15 protein-coding genes are annotated in these 22,524 nt (G+C 66.5%); all 15 read left to right on the forward strand.

Going from position 1 to position 22,524, the window contains the following annotated elements:
• The first annotated feature begins 5 nt into the window (after positions 1–5).
• The 15 genes from ROZ37_RS07580 to ROZ37_RS07650 all read left to right on the forward strand — a co-directional run bounded on the left by ROZ37_RS07580 (position 6) and on the right by ROZ37_RS07650 (position 22,449).
• Positions 6–1,268, forward strand: a complete 1,263-nt coding sequence (locus ROZ37_RS07580) for an acyl-CoA dehydrogenase family protein (RefSeq protein ID WP_312658643.1) — start codon at positions 6–8, stop codon at positions 1,266–1,268.
• 86 nt (positions 1,269–1,354) lie between these two features.
• The gene (locus tag ROZ37_RS07585) at positions 1,355–2,155 is read left to right on the forward strand and encodes an enoyl-CoA hydratase-related protein (protein ID WP_312658644.1); all 801 of its coding nucleotides are present in this window, start codon (positions 1,355–1,357) and stop codon (positions 2,153–2,155) included.
• A 70-nt stretch (positions 2,156–2,225) separates the two neighbouring features.
• Positions 2,226–3,593: a DUF1329 domain-containing protein gene (locus ROZ37_RS07590; protein WP_312658646.1), complete on the forward strand. Its 1,368-nt coding sequence runs from the start codon at positions 2,226–2,228 to the stop codon at positions 3,591–3,593.
• Between the two features lie 159 nt (positions 3,594–3,752).
• The gene (locus tag ROZ37_RS07595; protein WP_312658648.1) at positions 3,753–4,865 is read left to right on the forward strand and encodes a CaiB/BaiF CoA-transferase family protein; all 1,113 of its coding nucleotides are present in this window, start codon (positions 3,753–3,755) and stop codon (positions 4,863–4,865) included.
• A gap of 716 nt (positions 4,866–5,581) precedes the next feature.
• Positions 5,582–7,219 (forward strand): DUF1302 family protein, encoded by a 1,638-nt coding sequence (locus tag ROZ37_RS07600; protein ID WP_312658650.1) that lies wholly within the window; start codon positions 5,582–5,584, stop codon positions 7,217–7,219.
• A gap of 32 nt (positions 7,220–7,251) precedes the next feature.
• Positions 7,252–8,613, forward strand: coding sequence for a DUF1329 domain-containing protein (locus ROZ37_RS07605; protein WP_312658652.1), 1,362 nt, complete (start codon positions 7,252–7,254; stop codon positions 8,611–8,613).
• 119 nt (positions 8,614–8,732) lie between these two features.
• Positions 8,733–9,950 (forward strand): acyl-CoA dehydrogenase family protein, encoded by a 1,218-nt coding sequence (locus tag ROZ37_RS07610; RefSeq protein ID WP_312658654.1) that lies wholly within the window; start codon positions 8,733–8,735, stop codon positions 9,948–9,950.
• 280 nt (positions 9,951–10,230) lie between these two features.
• The gene (locus ROZ37_RS07615) at positions 10,231–11,301 is read left to right on the forward strand and encodes a YCF48-related protein (protein WP_312658656.1); all 1,071 of its coding nucleotides are present in this window, start codon (positions 10,231–10,233) and stop codon (positions 11,299–11,301) included.
• 36 nt (positions 11,302–11,337) lie between these two features.
• The gene (locus ROZ37_RS07620; protein ID WP_312658657.1) at positions 11,338–13,845 is read left to right on the forward strand and encodes an MMPL family transporter; all 2,508 of its coding nucleotides are present in this window, start codon (positions 11,338–11,340) and stop codon (positions 13,843–13,845) included.
• 26 nt (positions 13,846–13,871) lie between these two features.
• Positions 13,872–15,083: an acyl-CoA dehydrogenase family protein gene (locus tag ROZ37_RS07625; RefSeq protein WP_312658658.1), complete on the forward strand. Its 1,212-nt coding sequence runs from the start codon at positions 13,872–13,874 to the stop codon at positions 15,081–15,083.
• A 46-nt stretch (positions 15,084–15,129) separates the two neighbouring features.
• Positions 15,130–16,059: an NADP-dependent oxidoreductase gene (locus ROZ37_RS07630; protein ID WP_312658659.1), complete on the forward strand. Its 930-nt coding sequence runs from the start codon at positions 15,130–15,132 to the stop codon at positions 16,057–16,059.
• Between the two features lie 86 nt (positions 16,060–16,145).
• Positions 16,146–17,327: an acyl-CoA dehydrogenase family protein gene (locus ROZ37_RS07635; protein ID WP_312658660.1), complete on the forward strand. Its 1,182-nt coding sequence runs from the start codon at positions 16,146–16,148 to the stop codon at positions 17,325–17,327.
• A gap of 63 nt (positions 17,328–17,390) precedes the next feature.
• On the forward strand, positions 17,391–19,604 hold the full coding sequence (locus ROZ37_RS07640; protein WP_312658662.1) for a CoA transferase: 2,214 nt from the start codon (positions 17,391–17,393) through the stop codon (positions 19,602–19,604).
• 176 nt (positions 19,605–19,780) lie between these two features.
• The gene (locus ROZ37_RS07645; protein ID WP_312658664.1) at positions 19,781–21,793 is read left to right on the forward strand and encodes an FAD-dependent oxidoreductase; all 2,013 of its coding nucleotides are present in this window, start codon (positions 19,781–19,783) and stop codon (positions 21,791–21,793) included.
• Positions 21,794–21,978: 185 nt separating this feature from the next.
• Positions 21,979–22,449 (forward strand): MaoC family dehydratase, encoded by a 471-nt coding sequence (locus tag ROZ37_RS07650; protein WP_312658665.1) that lies wholly within the window; start codon positions 21,979–21,981, stop codon positions 22,447–22,449.
• Positions 22,450–22,524 lie beyond the last annotated feature (75 nt).

Raw genomic sequence — 22,524 nt, forward strand, 5'->3', positions numbered from 1 at the left:
TACGAGTGAATACCTTCGATCAACCAGAAGCCGAAGCCTTTCGCGCCGAAGTGAAACAGTGGCTGGCGCAGAACGCGCCTGCCTACATCTGGGGGCCGGGTACCTCGGACGAGGAGCGCTTCCGCCTGTGCCGCGGCTGGATGGCGGCGAAGGCCGCGGCCGGCTACGCGGGCATCACGCTGCCGAAGAAGTACGGCGGGCGCGGCGGCACGCCGCTTGAGGACGTCATCTTCCGCGAGGAGGAGATGAAGGTCATGAACGGCAGTTGCGACGAGTCGTTCGGCGGCAACCTCGTCGGCATGGCGGTGCCGACGATCCTCGAGCACGGCCAGCCCGGCTGGGCCGAAAAGCTCATTCCGAAGACGCTGAGCGGCGAGTACCTGTGGTGCCAGCTGTTCTCGGAGCCCGGCGCCGGCTCGGACATGGCGGGCTTTCGCACGCAGGCCGTGCGCGACGGTGACGCATGGGTCGTCAATGGCCAGAAGATCTGGACGTCCGGCGCCCGCCATGCCGATTGGGGGCTGCTGCTCGCGCGAACCGACCCGTCGCTGCCGAAACACAAGGGGCTGACGTTCTTTCTCGTCGACATGAAGACGCCGGGTATGGAGGTGCGTCCGCTGAAGCAGATCTCCGGCCGCGCGGACTTCAACGAGGTGTTCTTTACCGATGTGCGCATTCCCGACAGCGCCCGCGTCGGCGAGGTGAATGGCGGCTGGAAGGTCGCGCTGACGACGATGATGAACGAGCGCCTGACGCTGTTGAGCGACCCGTCGACCTGCCGCGACGTTCTCGAACCGCTGATCCGCCTCGGCAAGCGCATCGAGGGCGTCGCCGGGGGCACCGTCGCCGACGAGTCGGCGTTCCGCGAGAAGATCGCCGGCTACTACGTGGTCATCGCCGGGATGCGCCGCATCCGCGCCCGCCTGCGGGAGGCGCTCGGCAAGGGCAACGATCCCGGCCCCGAACCGACGATCGGCAAGGTGACGGTCGCCCGCTGGCTGCAGGAGATCGCCGCTTACGCGATGGACCTCGCAGGACCGTCGGGGCAGGCGATCGACGTCGAAGGCAAGCACGACCTCGCAATCATTCAGGAAGCCTACTTCCTCGTCATCGGCTACAGGATCGGCGGCGGCACCGAGGAAATCGCGAAGAACATCATCGCCGAACGCCTGCTCGGCCTGCCGCAGGATCCGCGGCCGGACAAGGAGGTGCCGTTCAACCAGGTGCCGTCCGGCGAAAGTTCGCGCGGGCGGGCTCCCGCGCACTAGCGGTACGGCGACGGAGCGGCCGGGGCGCACGGCCGCAGCGCCGACGCACGGCCCGTAACTCATTACGACAACGACTGGAGAATCGAATGCCTTCTGAAAGCATCCTGTTCGACAAGCGCGACGGCATCGCACGCCTTCGCTTCAACCGGCCCGAGGCCAAGAACGCGCTCACGCTCGCGATGTGCGACCGACTGGTCGAGGTCGCCGACGAACTGCGCGCCGATCGCCGGGTACGCGCGCTGCTGATCGAGGCCGCGGGCCCGGACTTCTGCACCGGCGCCGACATGGGCGACCTCGCGACGATGACGGGCGGCACGCCCGCCGACCGCGCCGGGCTCGTCCGGCAGTCCGCGCTCACGTACTCGGAGGGCATTTTTCTGTCGCTCGCGACGCTCGACATTCCGATCGTCGCGGCGGTGCGGGGTTACGCGGTCGGCGCCGGTTTCCAGTTCGCGCTCATGGCCGACCTCGTCGTCGCGTCGGAAAACGCGCGCTTCTTCGCGCCGATGGTCAACCTCGCCCACTCGCCCGACCACGGCGAATCCTGTCTGCTGCCTCGCAAGGTGGGCGAAGCCCGCGCCGCGCAGATCCTCCTGCTCGGCGAGCGCCTCGCCGCCGCCGAGGCCGAGAAGTGGGGAATCGTGAATTGGGTCGTGCCGGACGGCGAGCTCGAGGTGAAAGCGGATGAGATTGCAACGCGCCTGGCGTCGCTTGCCCCGCTGGCCGTGCGCAACACGAAAGCGCTGCTGCGCAAGTCCCGCTCGAACGACATCGCGTCGCAGTTCGAAGCCGAGCGCGATTGCGTCGCCGAGTGTGCCGCGAGCGCCGATTTCGTCGAAGCGATCATGGCCTTCACGGAGCGCCGTAAACCGGTGTTCGGCGGGTAGGGGGAAGAGGGAACGCACCAGGCCTTGAACGAGCAATCCGGATATCGATGTGGCGACAGGAGACAGCGGTATGAAAATGACAAGAAAGGCGGGTCTCTCGGCGGCGCTGTTTGCGGCCGGCCTCAACAGCGCGTTTGCCGCGGCATCCGCCGAAGAGGCGAAGCAGCTCGGCACGACGCTGACCCCGTGGGGCGCGGAGATCGCCGGCAACGGGGACGGGTCGATTCCCGCCTATACGGGAGGGCTGACGAAGCCGCCGGCGAGCTATGACCGGAACAGGCCCGATTGGCGCCCGGATCCGTTCGCGGACGAGAAGCCGCTCTTCCGGATCGACGCCAAGAACTACCGGCAGCACAAGGACCGGCTGACCCCCGGCACGATCGCCCTGATCGAGCGCTACCCGGAAACCTTCTTCCTCGACGTATTCAAGACGCACCGCACTGCTGCGTACCCGAAGGACTGGCAGGAAAACAGCGTCAAGAACGCGGGCCGTTGCACGCTCACCAATGACGGTGACGGGCTCGATACGAGCACCGGCTGCGGCGGGGGATTGCTGTTCCCGATTCCGAAGACGGGCCTCGAGGTGATGTGGAACAAGCTGTCCGCCTACAAATCGACGGGCATTCTGGTCAAGGACACCATCGCGGAATACATCAAACCCAGCGGCGAGGTCGTCACGACCGCACACGTGGCGTCGTCGTTCTTCTATCCGCTCGGCGACCCGAACTCGACCGTCAAGAATCTCTCCTTCGCGCAGCGCGCCGAATACAAGGGGCCGACGCGGACGAAGGGCAACACGGTCGTCTATTACGACGACGTCGAGGCCACGAACCGCACTTCCTACACCTACCTGCCATCGACCCGCCGCGTGCGGCTGTCGCCCGACACCGCTGCGGACACGCCGATCGCCGGCATGGGCGGCGCCTCGACCTATGACGACGACAGCCTGTTCTCGGGCAAGCGCGACCGCTACGAGTGGACGCTGATCGGCAAGAAGGAAATCTATCTGCCGTACAACAACTACAAGTTCTCGTATCCGGATCCGGCCGGCGGCTGCACGCCGGAGAAATACACGACGCCCAAACACCCCAAGTCCGACTGCCTGCGCTGGGAACTGCACCGCGTCTGGCATGTGCAGGCGACCCTGAAGGAAGGCAAGCGCCACATCTATGCCAAGCGCGATTTCTTCTTCGACGAGGACGCCTGGTCGGCGGGGCTCGCCGAGAACTACGACCACGCCGGCAACCTGTACCGCTACAACGTCGCTGCGGCGATTCCGATGTACGACGCGCTGATCCCGGGCTTCACCGAGATGATCAACATCGACCTGATCTCGGGCGTATATGTCGTCAAGCGCAACATGACCGGCATCAAGACGATGGCGCTCAAGCCGCAACTCCTGATCCCCGAGTCGACCACGCGGCTATTGCTCGAATGACGGTTCGCCTTGCCCGCTCCGCCCCGCGGGAACACAGCGCGGGTGCGGTGTCGGCGGGCGGCGTTCGAGAGGCGGGCTTGCCCGGCCCAACGCTGCGGGCAATAACAAACGCGAGCTGAAACTCGCGCAACCGCAAACCAAAAGGAACAGGAGCAGACCATGAACTCGTATCAGGGACCGTTGAAGGGATTGCGGATCGTCGAACTTGCCGGCATCGGGCCGGGGCCGTACTGCGGCATGCTCCTGTCCGATCTCGGCGCCGAGGTCGTGCAGGTCGACCGCCCCGGTGGGGCGGCTGCCGCGTACGGCCTCGATCCGTCGCGCGACATTCTCAATCGGGGGCGGCGGTCGATCGTGCTCGACCTGCGAAACCCCGAATCGCGCGACGAACTCCTGGCGCTGGTCGATCACGCCGACGGCTTCATCGAAGCCAACCGGCCCGGCGTCGCCGAGCGGCTCGGGATCGGGCCGGAGGCGTGTCTCGCACGCAATCCGCGCCTGGTCTATGGGCGCGTCACCGGCTGGGGACAGACCGGGCCGCTGGCCGACCGGGTCGGGCACGACATCAACTACATCGCGCTCGCCGGCGCGCTTGCGCTGTGCGGCCGACCCGGCGAGCCGCCGGTGATCCCGCAGAACCTGATCGGCGACATGGCCGGCGGCGGATTGCTGCTCGCGTTCGGCATGGTCAGCGCGTTGCTCGAAGCGACCCGCTCCGGAAAGGGGCAGATCGTCGATGCGGCGATGATCGACGGTGTCGCGTCGCTGCTGGCCGCGATGCTCACGATGCGCGCGCAGGGGCGGTTCGACGGCGAGCCGGGGACGCATTTCGGCGACGGCGGCGCGCATTTCTACCAGACGTATCGCGCCGCGGACGGCAAATATCTCTCGGTCGGCGCGATCGAGCCGGCGTTCTACGCCGCGTTCCGCGACGGGGCCGGTTTGACCGATTCCGAGTTCGACGCGCAGTTCGACGAATCCCGCTGGCCGGATCTGAAGCAGAAAGTCGCGCGCCGGATCGCCGAGAAGACGCGCGACGAGTGGATGGAACGGTTCAGCCCCGACGCCTGCGTCGCGCCGGTGCTGACCCTGGCCGAAGTCGAACACCATCCGCACAACGCGGCACGCGCGAACTTCCTCCGCGACGGCGATGTGTTGCAGCCCGCTCCGGTGCCGAGGTTCAGCCGGACGCCGGGGGCGATCGCGAGCCGGCCGAACGAGCACCGCACCGACGCCGCCACTGTCCTGCGCGACTGGGCAGCGCGCGGCTGAGTCGCTGCGCAAAGCCACTCACCGCCTGGGCACCTCCTGCGACGGCAATGCGCAGCGCCGTCCCGCTCCCCGCCCACGCACCGGATCGCCGGGCGGGGGGCCGCTAGTTCGGGTTGCGGGAACGCGGCCTCCGGACTGCATCTCTGCGAGCTTTCATCGGGTCGGCGCCTGGAGGCGTCACCGCTCCCCGCATTCTGCTCCGCCTCGATCAGCCCGAATCGGGGAACGCGGCGACCCATGACGCCCGCGCGCTCGCTTTCCCCGCTTGACTCCGGTTCGGTCAAAGGTGATACGATCGTATGCTACAAGACGGTGTGAAACAGAAAAGACCGTTGGGCGTGCGAGAGGGCCGAAAAGCGTCCCGGGAGGGTGCGCGAACCCGGAGCCGAATCGCGGATTCGGGCTGATTCCGGCCCCGGTATCCGTCGCGCGCGAAGGGCGGCGTCTCGCTGCACCGCAGCACGCGTGATCTCCGTAAGTCCCTGTCGCCGCAGGCTTTCCAAACCGTGGCATGGAAGCCGGCACAGGGCAAAAAAATTTTGAAATTGATATGGTCACGATGATTATCTTTGTATAGCATACGGTATGTCTCGCGAACTTATCGGAGCCCGGCCTGATCTCCGGTGCGATGAAACAGGGAGACGGGGTGCGTGTAGCCGGCATCAACAAAGCGAGATCAAAAAAATCAACCGCGTCAAAGGTCAGGAGACAAGTTAATGCGAAACAACACGGGAATTCCCCTGAACGAAGTCCGTCCGCTGCGGAGCGCCAAGATCCTTGCACTGGCGGTCGCTGCGCTCGGTTCGACGGGAGCGTTCGCGTTCCAGATCGATACGGGCAACCCGGACCTGACGGTGACCTGGGGCAACACGGTGCGCTACAACGCGGGCTGGCGGATGGACGACCGGAGCCGGCGGATTGCGAACAGCAACACCAGCGACGAAGGCACGTTCTCGTACGACAAGGGGGCGAACGTCACCAATCGCTTCGACCTGCTGACCGAGCTCGACGTCGACTTCCGCCGCGAGATGGGCTTTCGCGTCAGTGCGGCGGCCTGGAAGGATTTCGCTTTCAACGAGAAGGTCCGCTTCAATCGCCGCCTGTTTTCGCAAAGCAGTTATCGCGGCGACCATTTTTCCGACACGACGGAGCATTTCCACAAGGAAGGCGGAGAGTTTCTCGATGCCTACGTGTACAAGAACTTCTCGCTCGGCGACATGAGCGGCGACATCAAGGTCGGCCGTCATACCGTGCTGTGGGGCGAGGCCCTGATTCTTTCTCCGTTCAGCGTCTCGCATAACCAGGCGCCGACCGACGCGATCAAGGCCCTGAACACCCCGGGGGTCGACGCGAAAGAGATCATGCTGCCGATCGGCCAGGTCAGCGCAAACCTGCAGGTCACCCCTACGCTGTCGCTCGCCGCGCAGTACTACTACGAGTGGCGCAATTCGCGTGCGCCGCAGGGCGGGACCTACCTGGGTTCCACCGACTTCGTGCTCGACGGACCGCACCGCGCGCATATCGGGCCCTTCACGCTCGCGAGTCGTGACTTCGACAAGCCCGAGGATCGCGGCGACTTCGGTATCGCTGCCCGTTGGTCGCCCGATTGGCTCGGCGGCACGCTCGGTCTCTACTACCGGGACTTCACCGAAAAATCGGCGGTCGCGAGCCTCGCGGTGCGGCCGGGCGGTTACTACGAGTACTTCTTCCCCGAGAATCAGAAGCTGATCGGTTTGAGTCTGGCGAAGTCGATCGGGGGGGTCAGTGTCGGCGCGGAAGTCGTCCGTCGCGAAGATGCCGTCCTCAACTCGACGATCACCGACGGAACTCACAATGCCGCGCGCGGCGACGCATGGACGGCGCTGCTGAACGGCATGGTGCTGTTCGGACCGAACAAGGTGTGGAGCTCGGCGTCGTTCGTCGCCGAACTCGGTTACAGCTACCTCGAGAAGGTCACCAAGAACGAGGCGTACTTCAATCGGTGCAGAGGTATTCGCGACGAGGAGGCGGGCTGCAGCTCGCGCGACAACTCGATGATCGCGCTGCGCTTCACGCCTACCTGGACGGCGGTGGTGCCGGGCTGGGACGCATCGGTCAACATGGCGCTCACGTACGGCCTGCACGGCAACAGTGCGCTCGTTTTGCCGGATCACGGCCAGGAGAAGGCCGGAAGCTGGTCGATCGGCACGACTTGGACCTACAACGCGCGTCATGACTTCACGCTCGCGTACATCGACTATCTGGCGACCAACGTGGACGACCCGACATCGGCCAACCCGTTTAGCCGCTGGACCAACGGCTCCCAGCGTCAGGACCGCGGCTGGTTGTCCTTCACGTATAAAGGCTCGTTCTAGACGAGTGCATCAGCAGTCAGAGGAGACATGACATGCATCTGCTCAAAAAATCGCTTCTCTCCGTCGTGCTTGCCGCGGCGGGCATGAACGGAGCCTTTGCGGCGGTTTCGGCGGACGAGGCGAAGCAGCTGGGCACGACGCTCACGCCGTGGGGCGCGGTGGTGGCCGGCAACGCGGACGGCACGATTCCCGCCTACACCGGCGGGCTGACGACGCCGCCGCCGAACTACGACAAGAGCAAGCCGGGCTGGCGCCCCGATCCGTTCGCGGCGGAGAAGCCGCTGTTCCGCATCGATGCGAAGAACGCCGAGCAGTACAAGGACCGGCTGACCCCGGGGACGATCGCGCTGATGAAGAAATATCCGACCTTCTTCATCGACGTGTACAAGACGCACCGCACGGCGGCCTATCCGCAGAAATGGCTCGACAACAGCATCAAGAACGCGACGCTGTGCAAGCTCAGCGAGAACGGCCTGTCTGTCGACACGAGCAACGGCTGTGGTGGCGGCGCGCTCTTCCCGATTCCGAAGACCGGCCAGGAGGTGATGTGGAACAAGCTGTCGTCCTACATCTCGTCGGGCATCATCAAGCGCGGCACGAAGATCGAATACGTGAAGCCGACCGGCGAGGTCGTGCAGACTGCCGATGCGACGATCTCGTTCATGCGCCCGCTGGGTGATCCGGACTACGACGGCAAGGAGATCAGCTACCTGAACCGCACGGAGTACAAGGGGCCGACGCGGGTTGTGGGGCAGACGACCCTGTATTTCGACGACCACTCGATGAGCCGCACCGCGTATTCCTACGTGCCGGCGACGCGTCGCGTGCGTCTCGCGCCGGACTTCGCCGCCGACACGCCGATCTCCACGATGGGCGGCGCCGCAACGTACGACGACGACATGCTCTTCAGCGGCAAGCTCGACCGCTACGACTGGAAGCTGGTCGGGAAGAAGGAGGTCTATCTCCCATACAACAACTACAAGTTCACGTACCCCGACCCCAACGGGGGCTGCACCGTCAAGGAATACCTGACGCCGAGCCACCCGAAGGCCGACTGTATCCGTTGGGAGCCGCATCGCGTCTGGCACGTGCAGGCGACCCTTAAGGAAGGCGCGCGCCACATCTACGCGAAGCGCGACTTCTTCATCGACGAGGATTCGCTCGCCGCGGGTCTGGCCGAGAACTACGATCAGTCGAATCAGCTGTACCGCTACCAGCTGGGCGCGGCGATCCCGATGTACGACGTCAAGATCCCGGGCTTCACCGAGCTCGTGAACATCGACCTGATCTCGGGGGTGTACGTGGTCAACCGTACCGACACCGGCATCGAGCCGTTCAAGTTCACGCCGGCGATGCTGACGGGCGAGTCCACGCGCAACCACCTCGTCCGCTAAGCACGCAGGACCACGCATCCGCTCCGCTCGGGGAGCGGATGCGTCCATAAGCAGAACAAGCAAGTGCGCGCCCGGCGTTGGTGAAATCTGCCGGACAGCCCACAACAGGAGACAGAACGGTGACGGAACAAGAAGTCCAGCAACTCGTCGATCGCGTCGAAACGTTCATGATCGAGCGCGTGCTCCCCGCCGAGGAGCTCAACCACGAGCAACTGACGAAGGGCGAGCGCTGGGATTACAGCCCCATCGTCGCGCAGCTTCGCCGCGAAGCGAAGGAGCAGGGCCTGCGGCTGTTTCCGGTCGATCCGAGCCTCGGCGGCCTCGGCCTCAACCTGGTCGAATTTGCGCCGATCGCGGAGCGGATCAACTGGTCGAACATGGGCCCGGACATCTTCAACTGCTACTCGGGCACCATTTCGAACATCAACACGCTGTCGCGCTACGGGTCGGAGGCGGTCAAGGAGCAGTTCCTGCGACCGCTTCTCGCCGGCGAGGCGCGCTCGACGATCAGCATCACCGAGCGCGACGTGCCCTCGTCCGATCCCACCGAGCTGAAATTCAGCATCCGCCGCGACGGCGACCACTATGTGCTGAACGGTCGCAAGTCGTGGGCGACCGGCGCGATGCACGCGAAATGCACCGCGATCCTCGTCCTCGGCGCGACCGATCCGGATGCCCCGCGCCATCAGCGGCATTCGCTCGTCGTCGTGCCCAAGGGCGCGCCGGGTCTGACGCTCGAGCGCCTCGAGACGGTGATGGGTTTCGACGACGCGCCGTTCGGTCACTGCGACCTGATTTTCGATGACGTCCGCGTGCCGGTCGAAAACCGCCTCGGGGACGAGGGCGCCGGCTTCGCGATCATCCAGGAGACGCTCGGCCTCGGCCGCATCCAGCTTGGCATGGGCGCGGTGGGTGCCGCGGAACGGGCAATGATGGAAATGTGCTCGTGGGTCGAGAAGCGCGTCATCGGCGGCCGACCGCTGGTCGAGCGCGGCGTCGTCACCGACGCGATCGCCCGCTCGCGCATCGAGATCGACCAGGCGCGTGCGTTCATCATGCATACCGCTCGGCTCATCCAGGAAAAGGGCGCCCGCGGTGCCCGCAGCGAAGTCGCCCAGGCCAAAGTGCTCGCCCCCGACATGGCGCTGCGCGTGATCGACCGCGCGATGCAGTTCCACGGCGGCGCCGGCCTGAGCTGGAGCACGCCGCTCGCGGAATTGTGGGCGCACCAGCGCGCAGTGCGGATCGGCGAAGGCGCCGACGAAGTGCACCGCGAGGTCGTCGCGCGGCTCGAGCTGGAAAGCCAGCGTCGGCGACGCAAGGCGTACCAGGACTGAAACGGCTGCGGCGCCGCACGGCTTTCCGTGAGCGCCGCGGCGATCCTCGCGCAAGGGGTGCGAGCCCCAGCGCGGAAACGATGCGGCTTGCTCGGGCGAGCGCGGCGAACGTCGCCCGCCGCTCCGGCAGTCGGCTCCCCAGGCCCGTCCCGCCCGCTTCGGGTGACGACGGCCAGGGTTGCGAACACGGCGCCGCGACCGGACCGGGACGGGATTTTCGCTTGTCACGTCTGCCCGGATCGGGGTGCCATCAGAACCACAGGCTTAGGGAGGAGATCTCGTGTTCCCGCTGAAACTCCGGCACTTCGTCCTCGCGCTGGCGTGCCAGACCGTCACATTCGCCGGCCATGGCGCAGAGTTCAAGGATCCCCTCGAGCGACCTTCGCCGGCGGTGGGCAGTCTCGACAACCCGGTACGCATGAGCGCGGTGAGCCGCGCCGACGGGCGGCTGGTGGTCGTCGGGCCGCGTGGCCTCGTGCTGCTGTCCGACGACGGCGGCAAGCGCTGGCAGCAGTCGCAAATTCCGCTCAGGTCCGATCTCGTCGCGGTGCGCTTTCGCTCCGACAAGCTCGGCTGGGCGGTCGGCCACGACGGAGTGATCCTGCATACCGCTGACGGCGGGAAGACCTGGGCCAAGCAGCTCGACGGCTTTCAGGCCGCGGAGCGCGTCCAGCAGCATTACGACCTGGCCGGGGCGGGCGGGGCGGCGCTTTCCGAAGAGCTCCGTGCCGAGCTCGAGCGCATGGTCGCCGACGGGGCCGACAAGCCCTTCCTCGACGTGCTGTTCGTCTCCGACACCGAGGGCTTCGCGGTCGGCGCGTTCAACCTCGCGATGCGCACCATCGACGGCGGCAAGACGTGGACGCCGATCGTCGACAAGACCGCGAACCCGATGGGCTATCACCTCTACAGCCTGACGACGGCCGGCGACGACCTGTACCTCGCCGGCGAGCGCGGTCTGCTGCGCCGCTGGAACAAGGCGGCGGAGACCTTCGAGGTCGTCGAAACCCCGTACGAAGGCAGCTACTTCGGTGTGCTCGGGAAGGGCGCGAACACGCTGTTCGCGTTCGGTCTGCAAGGCACGGTGTTCCGCAGCCTCGACCGCGGGCAGACCTGGAAGCAGCTCCAGGGAACCGGCAAGGCGTCGATTACCGGCGGCACGGTGCTGCCGGACGGGCGGGTCGCGCTCGTGAATCTGGGCGGCAAGGTGCTCGTGACCGCGGACGACGGCGAGACGTTCAAGCAGCTGTCGGGAACGCGGGCGATGCCGTACTTCGGGGTTGCGCCGACGAACGGCAACGAGATTCTGGTCGTCGGCCGCAACGGCGAAGACAACATCCTGATCCCGTAACCAGCCGGACAGCATTTCGAGAGAAGGTATTCCAAAATGGCCATCCCAACCGGTTCCTCCAGCGACGCATTGCCCGAGCTCGGTAGATTCGACGTCAATTCGGGCAACACCGTCGAACGCGTGATCTTCAACCACCGCGGGATCTTCATCGCGATCTGCCTGATCCTGACCGCGGTGCTCGGTCTCTTCGCGGCGCGCGTGGTGGTGAACGCGAGCTTCGACAGCGTCATTCCGCAGAACCATCCGTACATCAAGAACTACTTCGAGAACCGCGACAAGCTCGGCGGGCTCGGCAACGTCGTGCGCATCGTCGTCGAGAACCGCGACGGGGACATCTTTGACCCCGCGTTCCTGCAGGCGACCAAGGCGATCAACGACGAGATCTTCCTGATGCCCGGCGTCGATCGCGCGTGGATGAAGTCGGTCTGGATGTCATCGGTGCGCTGGACCGAGGTCACCGAGCAAGGCTTCCGCGGCGGACCCGTGATGCCGGAAATCGGCACCGGCTTCACGCCGGAGGCGATCGAGCAGCTCAAGCAGAACATCCGCTCGGCCGGGATCGTCGGAAACCTCGTCGGCACCGACTACAAGTCGATCATGCTGGTCGTGCCCTTGCTCGAATTCAACCCGCAGACGAACGAGCGGCTCGACTACGGCAAGTTCGCGTCCGGACTGGAGGACCTGCGGCAGAAGTACGTCGGGAGTACCGACGCGAACGTGGACATCAAGATCATCGGCTTCGCGAAGCTCGTCGGCGACCTGATCGACGGACTGATCCAGGTGATGATGTATTTCGCCGTCGCGGCGGTCGTGTCCGCGATCGCGATCTATCTGTACGCGCGTTGCATCCGCAGCACGCTGCTCGTGATCGGCTGCTCGATCGTCGCGGTCGTCTGGCTGCTTGGCTGCATCCGGCTGCTCGGCTACGAGATCGACCCGTACTCGATCCTCGTGCCCTTCCTCGTGTTCGCGATCGGCGTGAGCCACGGCGCGCAGAAGATGAACGGCATCATGCAGGACGTGGGGCGGGGCACCGACAAGTACGTCGCGGCGCGCTTCACGTTCCGCCGCCTGTTCCTCGCCGGGCTCACCGCGCTGCTCGCCGACGCGGTCGGCTTCGCGGTGCTGATGGTCATCGACATCCCGTCGATCAAGGTGCTCGCGACGACGGCGAGCATCGGCGTCGGCATCCTGATCTTCACGAACCTGCTGCTGCTGCCGGTGATGCTGTCGTACGTCGGGGTCAGCGACGAGGCGGCGAAGCGCAGTTTGTCCGAAGAGGGCAAGCGCGGCGGGCTGGCTTACCTGTGGGCGTTCCTCAACAAGTTCACGACCGCGAGATGGGCATGGGGTGCGATCGCGGTGTCGGCGGTGCTGTTGGTCGTCGGTTACATCGGTAGCCTGCAGCTGAAGATCGGCGACCTCGACCCGGGTGCGCCGGAGCTGCGGCAGGAATCGCGCTACAACCAGGACATCTTCTACGTCAACGCGCACTACACGGTCTCGAACGACCAGTTCGTCGTCATCGCCAAGACGCCCGAGCAGCGCTGCGCAGACTTCAGCGTGCTGAAGAAGATCGAGGATCTGACGTACGAACTGCGGCAGGTGCCGGGCGTGCTCGACACGATGGCGTTCTCCGACAACATCAAGACGACCGTGGCGGGCTTCCAGGAAGGCAACCCAAAGTGGCACACCGTGTCGCGCAGCCAGGCAGCGCTCGGCAGCGCCGCGCAGTGGGTCAGCAGCGACTTCCCGGACGTCGTCGACACCGCGTGCTCGACGGTGCCGGTGTTCGCCTACCTCGCCGATCACAAGGCTGAGACGCTGCAGCGCGTCGTCGACAAGGTCGAGGAATTCGCGGCCGAGAACGACGGCGAGGACGTGCGCTTCCTCCTCGCGGCGGGGCCGGCGGGGATCGAGGCGGTCACCAACATCATCGTCTCGCAGTCGATGCGCACGATGCTGTACTGGGTGTATGGCGCCGTCGCCGTGCTGTGCATGGTCACGTTCCGCAGCTGGCGCGCAACGCTGGTCGCCCTCGTGCCGCTGGTGGTCACGTCGATCCTGGCCGAAGGCCTGATGGCGCTGCTCGGCATCGGCGTCAAGGTCGCGACGCTGCCGGTCATCGCGCTCGGTGTCGGCATCGGCGTCGACTACGCGCTGTACCTGCTGTCGGTGCAGCTCGCGAACCAGCGAGCCGGCCTGCCGCTGTCCGAAGCGTACATGCGCGCGCTCGGCTTCACCGGCAAGGTCGTCGCGCTGATCGGCATCACGCTCGCCGCCGGCGTCGTCACCTGGATCTGGTCGCCGATCAAGTTCCAGGCCGACATGGGCATCCTGCTGACCTTCATGTTCCTGTGGAACATGATCGGCGCGCTGATCATGATTCCGGCGCTGTCGTACGTCTTTCTGCGCCAGCCGAGCGCGCGCAGAGTGAAATCCGCCGCCGCAGCCGCAGCTGCCGCCACCGCCGCCGCTTCCGCCACCAACGCAGCGGACGCGGGCGGCACGGGCACCCGGGAAGCGATGCGCGGGACCGCGTGAACAACAACCGAGAGGAGAAGACAGCAATGAAACTGTTCGACGAATGGCGGCGGAACTCGCCGTACTACGACGAGACGCACGAAGCGCTCGCGACGAGCCTGCGCCGCTTCATCGAGCGCGAGGCGGTCCCGCATGTCGATGAATGGGAAAAGGCGTGCATCGTGCCGCGCGAGTTTCATCGCAAGGCGGCCGCAGCAGGCATCCTCGGCCTCGGCTTTCCGGAGGAGTTCGGCGGCACGCTCGAAGGGGTGAACAGTTTTCACCAGCTGGTGAAGATCGAGGAGCTCGCCGGTGCCGCGGCGGGCGGCGTGATGTCGGGACTGCTGACGCACGCCGTCGCGCTGCCGCCGCTGATGACCCTGGGCTCGGAGGACGTGCGCAAGCGCATCGTGCCGGCGATCCTGTCCGGCGAGAAGATCATCGCGCTCGCGGTTACCGAACCCTCCGGCGGATCGGACGTCGCGCAGCTCAAGACCCGCGCCGAGCGCCGCGGTGACGAGTACATCGTCAATGGCTCGAAGACCTTCATCTCGAACGGCATGCGCGCGGATGTGTTCCTCGTCGCGGTGCGCACCGGCGGCGCGGGCATGGGCGGCATTTCGATACTTCTGATCGAAGCGCCGACACCGGGATTCGACCGCACCAAGCTCGACAAGATGGGCTGGCACAGTTCGGATACCGCGACGCTGTACTTCGACAACGTGCGCGTGCCGGTCGAAAACCTGATCGGGCCGGAGAACGAAGGCTTCAAGCACGTCCTGAACAACTTCAACAGCGAACGCCTCGGTGCCGCGCAGCAGGCGCTCGCCTATTCGCGCGTGTGCCTCGAGGAAGCGGGCATCTGGGCCGGTGAGCGCGACACCTTCGGCAAGAAGCTCGGCCAGCATCCGGTGATTCGCAGCAAGCTCGCCGACATGGTGCGGGCGATCAACACGACCCAGGCGTGGACCGACCTGTGCGCGTGGCAGTTCGACCGCGGCTGCGCGTCGGCGTCCGACATCGCGCTGCTGAAGGTGCAGGCGACGCGCACGTTCGAGCTCGTCGCGCGCGAATCCGCACAGGTGCTCGGCGGCGCGTCGTACATCACCGGATCGAAGATCGAGCGGCTGTACCGCGAAGTGCGCGTGCTCGCGATTGGCGGCGGTTCGGAGGAAATCCTCCTCGATCTCGCGGGCCGCCAGATGGGCTTCGGTGCCGGTTTCGGCATCGAGGACACGCGGGCACGTGCGACCGCTTGAGCGGACGCCGGCGTCCCAGGGCAATCCAGTCGGTAAGGGAAGAACGATGAAAGCTGTGCGGTATCACGATTATGGCGGCCCCGAAGTGATGCGCGTCGAGGACGTTTCAGTGCCGGCGGTGGGCGCCGGCGAAGTCCTCGTCCGCGTCGAGGCGAGCAGCGTCAATCCGGTCGACTGGAAGGTGCGCAGCGGCGCCGCCCGCGCGATCCTCCAGTTCCCGTTTCCGATCGTGCCGGGCGGGGACATCGCCGGCGTCGTCGAAGCGGTGGGCGAAGGCGTGACCGGGTTCGGCAAGGGCGACGAAGTATTCGGGCTGGTCGGCATGGTCGGCGCCTGCGCCGAGTTCGTCGCGGTCGACGCCGCGAAGCTCGCGCGCAAGCCCGCGTCGCTGAGCTTCGAGGAGGCCGCGTCGCTGCCGCTCGTTGCGCTGACGGCGTGGCAGGGTTTTTTCGCCGACGGGCGCGATGTCTCGGGCAAGAAAGTCCTGGTGCATAACGCCGCCGGCGGGGTCGGCAGCGCGGCGGTGCAGATTGCGAAGGCGAAGGGCGCGCGTGTGGTCGCGACGGCGTCGCCGAAGAACGCGGAGTTCGTGCGCTTTCTTGGGGCCGACGAGGTCGTCGACTTCCGCACCACGCCGGTTTCGCGCTGCGCGCAGGACATCGACGTGCTGCTGGACCTCGTCGGCGACCCGAAGGCGATCGAGCTGTGGGCCTTGGTGAAGCCGGGCGGCGTGGTGATCCGCATCGCGGGTGGCGCCGATGCCGCCGCGCTGGCGGAAGAAGGCGGACTCACGATCGTCAAGACCCGCGTGAAGCCGGACGGCGCGCAGCTCGCCCAAATCGCCGCGCTCGTCGATGCCGGCAAAGTTCGCCCGGTGGTGGCGACGACGCTCCCGCTTTCCGAAATTGCCGCGGCCCACGAGCTGAGTCGGGGTGGACACGTGCGCGGCAAGGTCGTGCTGCGCGTCGCCGATTGATCGAAAAATAATTCCGCCGCCGCGGGTACGTTCCCGCGGCGCACCCTCAACCTCAACACCGGCAGACGAGAGAGACGGAGACAGGCATGCTCACTAAAGAAAAGGCCGCGAAGGTCCAGTCATACGAAAGTCCCTACGGCGAGGACATGGAGATGTTCCGCAGGACGGTGCGGACCTTCTTCGAACGCGAGGTCGAGCCGCGCGCGAAGGAATTCGAAGCCAACGGCGCCGACTACGCGATCTGGCGCAAGGCCGGCGAGTACGGAATCCTCGGCACGACGATTCCCGAGGAGTACGGCGGCGCGGGCGCGGACCGCATGGCGATCATGGTGGCCGCGGAGGAGCTGGGCTACGCCCCGTCGGGCGCCACGGTCGGCTCGTTCATCGGCACCGACATCTGCACGAACTTCCTCGTCGACCACGGCACCGAGGAGCAGAAGAAGCAGTGGTTCCCCTGCATCCTCAGCGGCGAAGTGGTGCAGGCGATGGCGCTGACCGAGCCGGAGTCCGGCAGCGACGCGACGTCGATCCGTACGACCGCGGTGCGCGAAGGCGACCATTACGTCATCAACGGGATGAAGCATTTCATCTCGAACGGCGCGAAGGCGAACCTGATCTACGCGATCGTCAAGACCGATCCGCCGGCGAAGGGGCGCGGCATGAGCGTCATCATCGTCCCGGGTGGCACGCCGGGTCTGACGCAGCGCCGCATGATCACCCAGGGCTACAAGGGCGGCGATACCGGCGAAATCTACTTCGACAACGTGCGCGTGCCGGTGACGAACCTCGTCGGCGAAGAGAACAGGGCGATGTCGATGTTCATCCCGACGATCTCGCTCGACCGCATGCAGATCGTCGCCCGCTCGATCGGCGCCGCGCAGCGCGCATTCGAATTGACGCTGGAGCACTGCCGCAACCGCCGCATCTTCGGCCAGCGCCTGGTCGAGTTCCAGAACACCCAGTTCGAACTCGCGAAGATCGAGACCGAGGTCAACGTCGGGCGGGCCTATCTCGACTCGCTGGTGCGCAAGATGCGGGCCGGGACGTTCACCGACGCCGACTCGTCGATGGCCAAGATCTGGCTCACCGAACTCGAATTCCGCACCCTCGACGCCTGCGTGCAACTGTGGGGCGGCAGCGGCTGGATGGACGAGAACCCGATCTCGCGGATGTTCACCGCCGCGCGCGTGCAGCGCATCTTCGCCGGCGCGACCGAGCTGATGAAGTCGCTGCTCGGCCGCCGCTATCTCGCGGAAGGCGCGCTGTAACGCTCGTCGCCGGCGGGGCTTCGGCCCCGCGCGCACGAGTGATGACATCGGAGGGGACTGGAAATGCAGGATGTGAAGTTGCTCGGCGGCCTGAAGGTCGTCGATCTGGGCGTCGGCATGGCGCCCGCGCTGGTCGCGAAATTCCTCGCCGACGCCGGCGCGCAGGTCACGCGCGTGCCGCCCGCCGGCGGCGATCCTTTCGCGGGCCATTACGCGGCGTATGAAGTCTGGCGGCGCGGCGCGAGCGTCGATGCCTCCGCATCGGACTCGGCGGAGCGGCTCGAGCAGTTGCTCGCCGACGCCGACGTGTGCGTGATCGGTGGCGAGGACCACCCGGAAATCGCGCGCCGCCGCGACGCGGGCGAGATCGCCGCGCGACATCCGCGGCTCGTCGTGCTCGACATCACCGACGGGCCGGAGGGCACCGACTACGCCGGCCGCCCGCTGACCGAGCTGACGGCGCAGGCGCGCTCCGGCCTGTCGTGGGAGCAGGACCCGGAACGCCCGATCGTCAACGCGTTCGAGCCGGGCAACTACGGCGCCGCGCTGCAGGGGCTGATCGGCGTGCTCGCGGCGCTCTACGAGCGCGAGGGCAGCGGAAAGGGACAGCTCGTCACGACCTCGCTCTTCGAAGGCGCGCTGGCGTGGATCGGCACCTACTGGGCGCAGCTCGAAAAGCCGACGCCGGCAGCGGACTACGTGATTCCGCGCGGCGTCTGGCCGCTTGTTTTCCGCGCGAAAGACGGCGTCTATATCCACCTCGTCATCGGCGCGCCCGGGTCGAAGTACGGCATGTACAAGGCGCTCGAAATCGACGATCCGACGGTCAAGCCGACCGACGTCAGCATGCCGCAGCCGGGCGCGGGCGCGAAGAACTTCTTCGGCGACTTCGACCTGCTCGCCGAGCATGTCGCGAAGAAGGACAGCAAGGAACTGCTCGAAGCGATCTGGGCGCTGGGGCTGCCGGCCGAACCGGTGCTGGCGCCGGGCGAATGCTGGAGCGAAGCGCAGATCGAGCGCAACGGCGTGCTGGTCAAAAATGCGGACGGCACCCGCCACGTCGGGCTGCCGTTCCTATACCGGACGACGCCGGCCGACGTCGCGAGGAAGGCGCCGGGCAAGGAGCGGCCGCTCGAGGGCGTCAAGGTCGTCGACTGCGGCGCGTTCGTCGCCGGGCCGCTCGCAAGCGTGATCCTCGCCGACCTCGGCGCCGAGGTCGTCAAGGTCGAGGCGAAGGCGGGCGATCCGAACCGCGCGATCTTCAAGTCGTTCACGATGGCCAACCGCGGCAAGAAGGGCCTCGCCGCCGACCTCAAGGACCCCGACGGCAACGCGGTCGTGCAGTCGCTGTGCCGGGACGCCGACGTCGTCATGAGCAACTTCCGGCCCGGCGTCGCCGAGCGGCTCGGCATCGGCGCGGAGCGGCTGCGCGCGCAGAATCCGGGACTGATCGTGCTCGAAAGCCCGGCCTACGGGTCGGAGGGCCCGCTCGCCGAGAAATCGGGCTTCGACATGGTCATGCAGGCGTGGTGCGGCCACGAGGCAAAGGCGGCCGGCCGCGGCAACCCGCCGCGCTGGAACCGCACCAACCTCGCCGACATCGCCGCCGGCATGATCGGCGCGGTTGCGCTGCTCTCGGCGCTGGTGCACCGGGCGCGCACCGGCAACGCAGTGACCCTCGAATCGCCGCTCGTCAATGCCGGCCTCTTCACGCTGTCGGAATTGATCCAGCGCCCCGACGGCACCTTCGCCGGCGTGCCGACGCTGAGCAGCACGCTCGCCGGCTACCACCCCGCGGAGGCGCTGTACCGGACCAAGAACGGGTGGGTCGCGCTCGTCGCACGTGGCGAAAAGGCTGCGCTGCGCCTGCGTAGCTTGCTGAAGCTCGACGACGTGCTGAGCGCGTCCGTCTCCACTTGGGACGAGGCGGCCGAGAAGGCGATCGCGGCGGCGGTGGCGCACTTCACCGCCGACGAACTCGCCGCCTTCCTCGAACCGGAAGGCATCTGGGTGGAGGTCTGCCGCGAGGACCGCGAGAAGGCGATCCTGAACGACCGGAAGCTCCTCGCGCGCGGCACGGTGCGCGCGGTCGAGCATCCGAAGTTCGGCGTCATCCGCGAGCTGGCGGCGATGTTCAAGCTGTCGCGCTCGGCCACCGGCAATGTGCGGCCTGCGCCGCTGCTCGGCGGCGCGACGCGCGAAATCCTCGCCGCGCAAGGCTATGACGATGCCCGCATCGAGGACTTGATGGCTCGGGGAGTCACGCTGCAGGCGTAAGCGCCTGCGGGGCGGACTGTTTCGGCCGCGCGGCAGCGACCGCGACCGTGCACTGGGGCGGTGCGGGCGCCCCGCCGCCTCCCGCCCCGTGACTTCACGGATTTCGAGAAGGGCGGCGGCGCGCGCGGTGCAGCGTCCGTCGCCGAATAAAAAAACGATACTCAAGCGAGACGAGAATGACCCAACTTTCCCACCTGTTTTCGCCGATCCGGATCGGCCGAATGGAAGTCAGGAACCGCATCATGATGCCCGGCATGTCGGCCGGGCAGATGCTGGATGCGGACCTCAACGTGACGCCGGAAATGATCGCGTACTTCGTCGAACGGGCGAAGGCCGAGCCCGGCCTGATGGCGGTCGGCGCGTCCGAAGTCGTGCCGCCGCCGGCGACCGACAAGCCGCGCTTTCCGGTTTCGCTCTACGACGACAAATGGATTCCGTCGCTGAAGCGGCTGGTCGACGCGGTGCATGAGTACGACACCAAGTTCGGCATCCAGCTGTGGACCGGTGGCACGCAGAGCAGCGGCTCGGTGCATCTGTCGCCGTCGGGCATCCCGGCGATGGCAGCCGCGGTCGCGGACAGCCGCTACGCGCCGAAGCTCAAGACGCTGACGGTCGAGGAAATAGCCGGCGTGGTGCGCAACTTCGCCGACGCCGCGCGCCGCTGCAAGGCCGCCGGCTTCGACTTCGTCGAGATCCACGCCGGCCACGGTTATCTGATCAGCGCGTTCCTGACGCCGTACTTCAACCGCCGCACCGACGAATACGGCGGCAGCCTCGAGAACCGCTCGCGCTTCCTTATCCAGATCCTGCGCGCGGTGCGCGAGGCGGTCGGCGACGAGATGGGCGTCGGCGTGAAGATCAACGGCGAGGATTTCCTCGCCGGCGAGGGCGGCTGGACGGTCGCCGACGCGGTCGAGCTCGCGCCGCTGCTCGAACGCGAGGGCGCGGACTACATCTCGGTGACGGCCGGCGTCATGGGTGGCACGCGCCTGACGATCCCGCCGATGTACGAGAAGCAGGGCTGTTTCACGGATCTCGCCGACGCGGTAAAGAAGGTCGTGTCGATCCCGGTCGCGACGATCGGCCGCATCAAGAACCCGGTGATGGGCGACGAGCTGGTCGCCGAGGGCAGGGCGGACATCGTGTGCATGGGCCGCGCGATGATCGTGGATTCCGAGGTCGTGTCGAAGGCGCGCCGCGGCGACATCGACGACATCCGCAAGTGCCTCGCCGACTGCCGCGGCTGTGCGGACCACGAGATGCGGTCGATCCGGCGCGGGTCGCCCGGTCAGGTGAGCTGTGTGCTGAACCCGCGCATGCAGCGCGAGTCGGTGTGCATCGACATCGAAGGCTCGGCGAAGGACAACCCGAAGAAAGTGCTCGTCATCGGTGCCGGCTTGTCCGGCCTCGAAGCTGCCCGGCGCACCGCGTTCTCCGGCCACAAGGTCACGCTGTGCGAGAGCCGCGACTGGATCGGCGGGCAGATCCGCTATGCGGCGATGATCCCCGGGCGCCACGAAATCGCCGACATGCTGCCGTGGTACGAGCGCCAGCTTGCGAAGCACGGCGTGGACGTGCGGCTCGGCACGATGGTCGATGCCGATTTGATCAGGGAGCTGGCGCCCGACGTGGTGTTCGTTGCGACCGGCAGCGTCCCGCAGGTGCCGCAGCAGATGCTCGAAAACGTCACGAACGCGCAGAACATCGAGTTCGTGATGATCGACGACCTGCTCGAAGAGCAGCTGGAACTCGACGACCCCGTCCTCGTCGTCGGCGGCGACCAGATCGGCATGCAGGCCGCGGACTACATCTCGGAAGGCGGACGCACCGTGTATGTCGCCGAAGCGCACAAGCACTTCGCGCAGAAGCTCGCCGCGAACGACCGCTGGTATCTGGTCGGCCGGACGATGGCGAAGAACGTTCGCCGGATCAAGAACGTCAGCAACATCGAGATCGACGGCGAAGACCAGATCTGGCTGCACAACGACCAGGGCCGCGAGCACCTGCCGGGGGTGAAGACCGTCGTGTTCGCCAGCGAGCGGCGGTCCGACCGCGGACTCGCCGAGGTCGCGAAGTCGATGGGCCTGGAGACCTACGTGGTCGGCGACGCGTTCGACGCGAGCTCGGAGGACGCGGCGACGATCTTCGCCAACGTCGCGCAGGCGTACGACATCGCGCGCAGGATCTGATCGCGCCGCCATCCCCAGCGGCAATGCGCCCCGGCTCCGGCCGGGGATTTTTTCGTTCGCAGCCGGCGTTTTGATGTGATTCGCGATACCGAAGGGCGACGCCCCGCCGGCGCAAACGCGCTGCGCTCACATGACGAACGCGAACCGGGCCCCAGGGCCGATCATTCTCACCATGGGGAGACACCATGACGCTGAAACTGGATCTGGGCGATCTGGAAAGCAACCTGGGGCGTGACCTGGGCCGTTCCAACTGGCGCCTCATCACTCAGGAGCAAATCCACGAATTCGCCCGCGTGACCGGCGACCATCAGTGGATGCACGTCGACGTCGAACGGGCGACGCGCGAGATCGGCGGACCCATCGCTCACGGGCTGCTGATTGCGAGCCTGATGCCGGAAATGCAGGGCGAAATCGTCGAAGTGACGGGCTACACCGGAGGCTTCAGCTACGGCTTCGACAAGCTCCGTTTCACCGCGACGGTCAAGCCGGGACAGCGGGTGCGACTGCAGCAGACGCTGAAGAGCCTGGAGTCCAGAGGTGACGGCGGCCATGTCGTCAATCTTCTCAGCACGGTCGAGATCGAGGGAGTGGAGCGGCCTGCGCTCGTCGCCGACTATCTCGGCCTCTACTACTTTCCGCAGGATCGCGCTGCCTGAGGCGGCTTCCCGGGAATGAAGGCGGCCCCCGGGCCGTTCCGCTGACTCACGAAATCTGCGGCATCGGCGGGGCAC

The sequence above is a fragment of the Aromatoleum sp. genome (assembly GCF_032027225.1).
Taxonomy (GTDB): Bacteria; Pseudomonadota; Gammaproteobacteria; order Burkholderiales; family Rhodocyclaceae; genus Aromatoleum.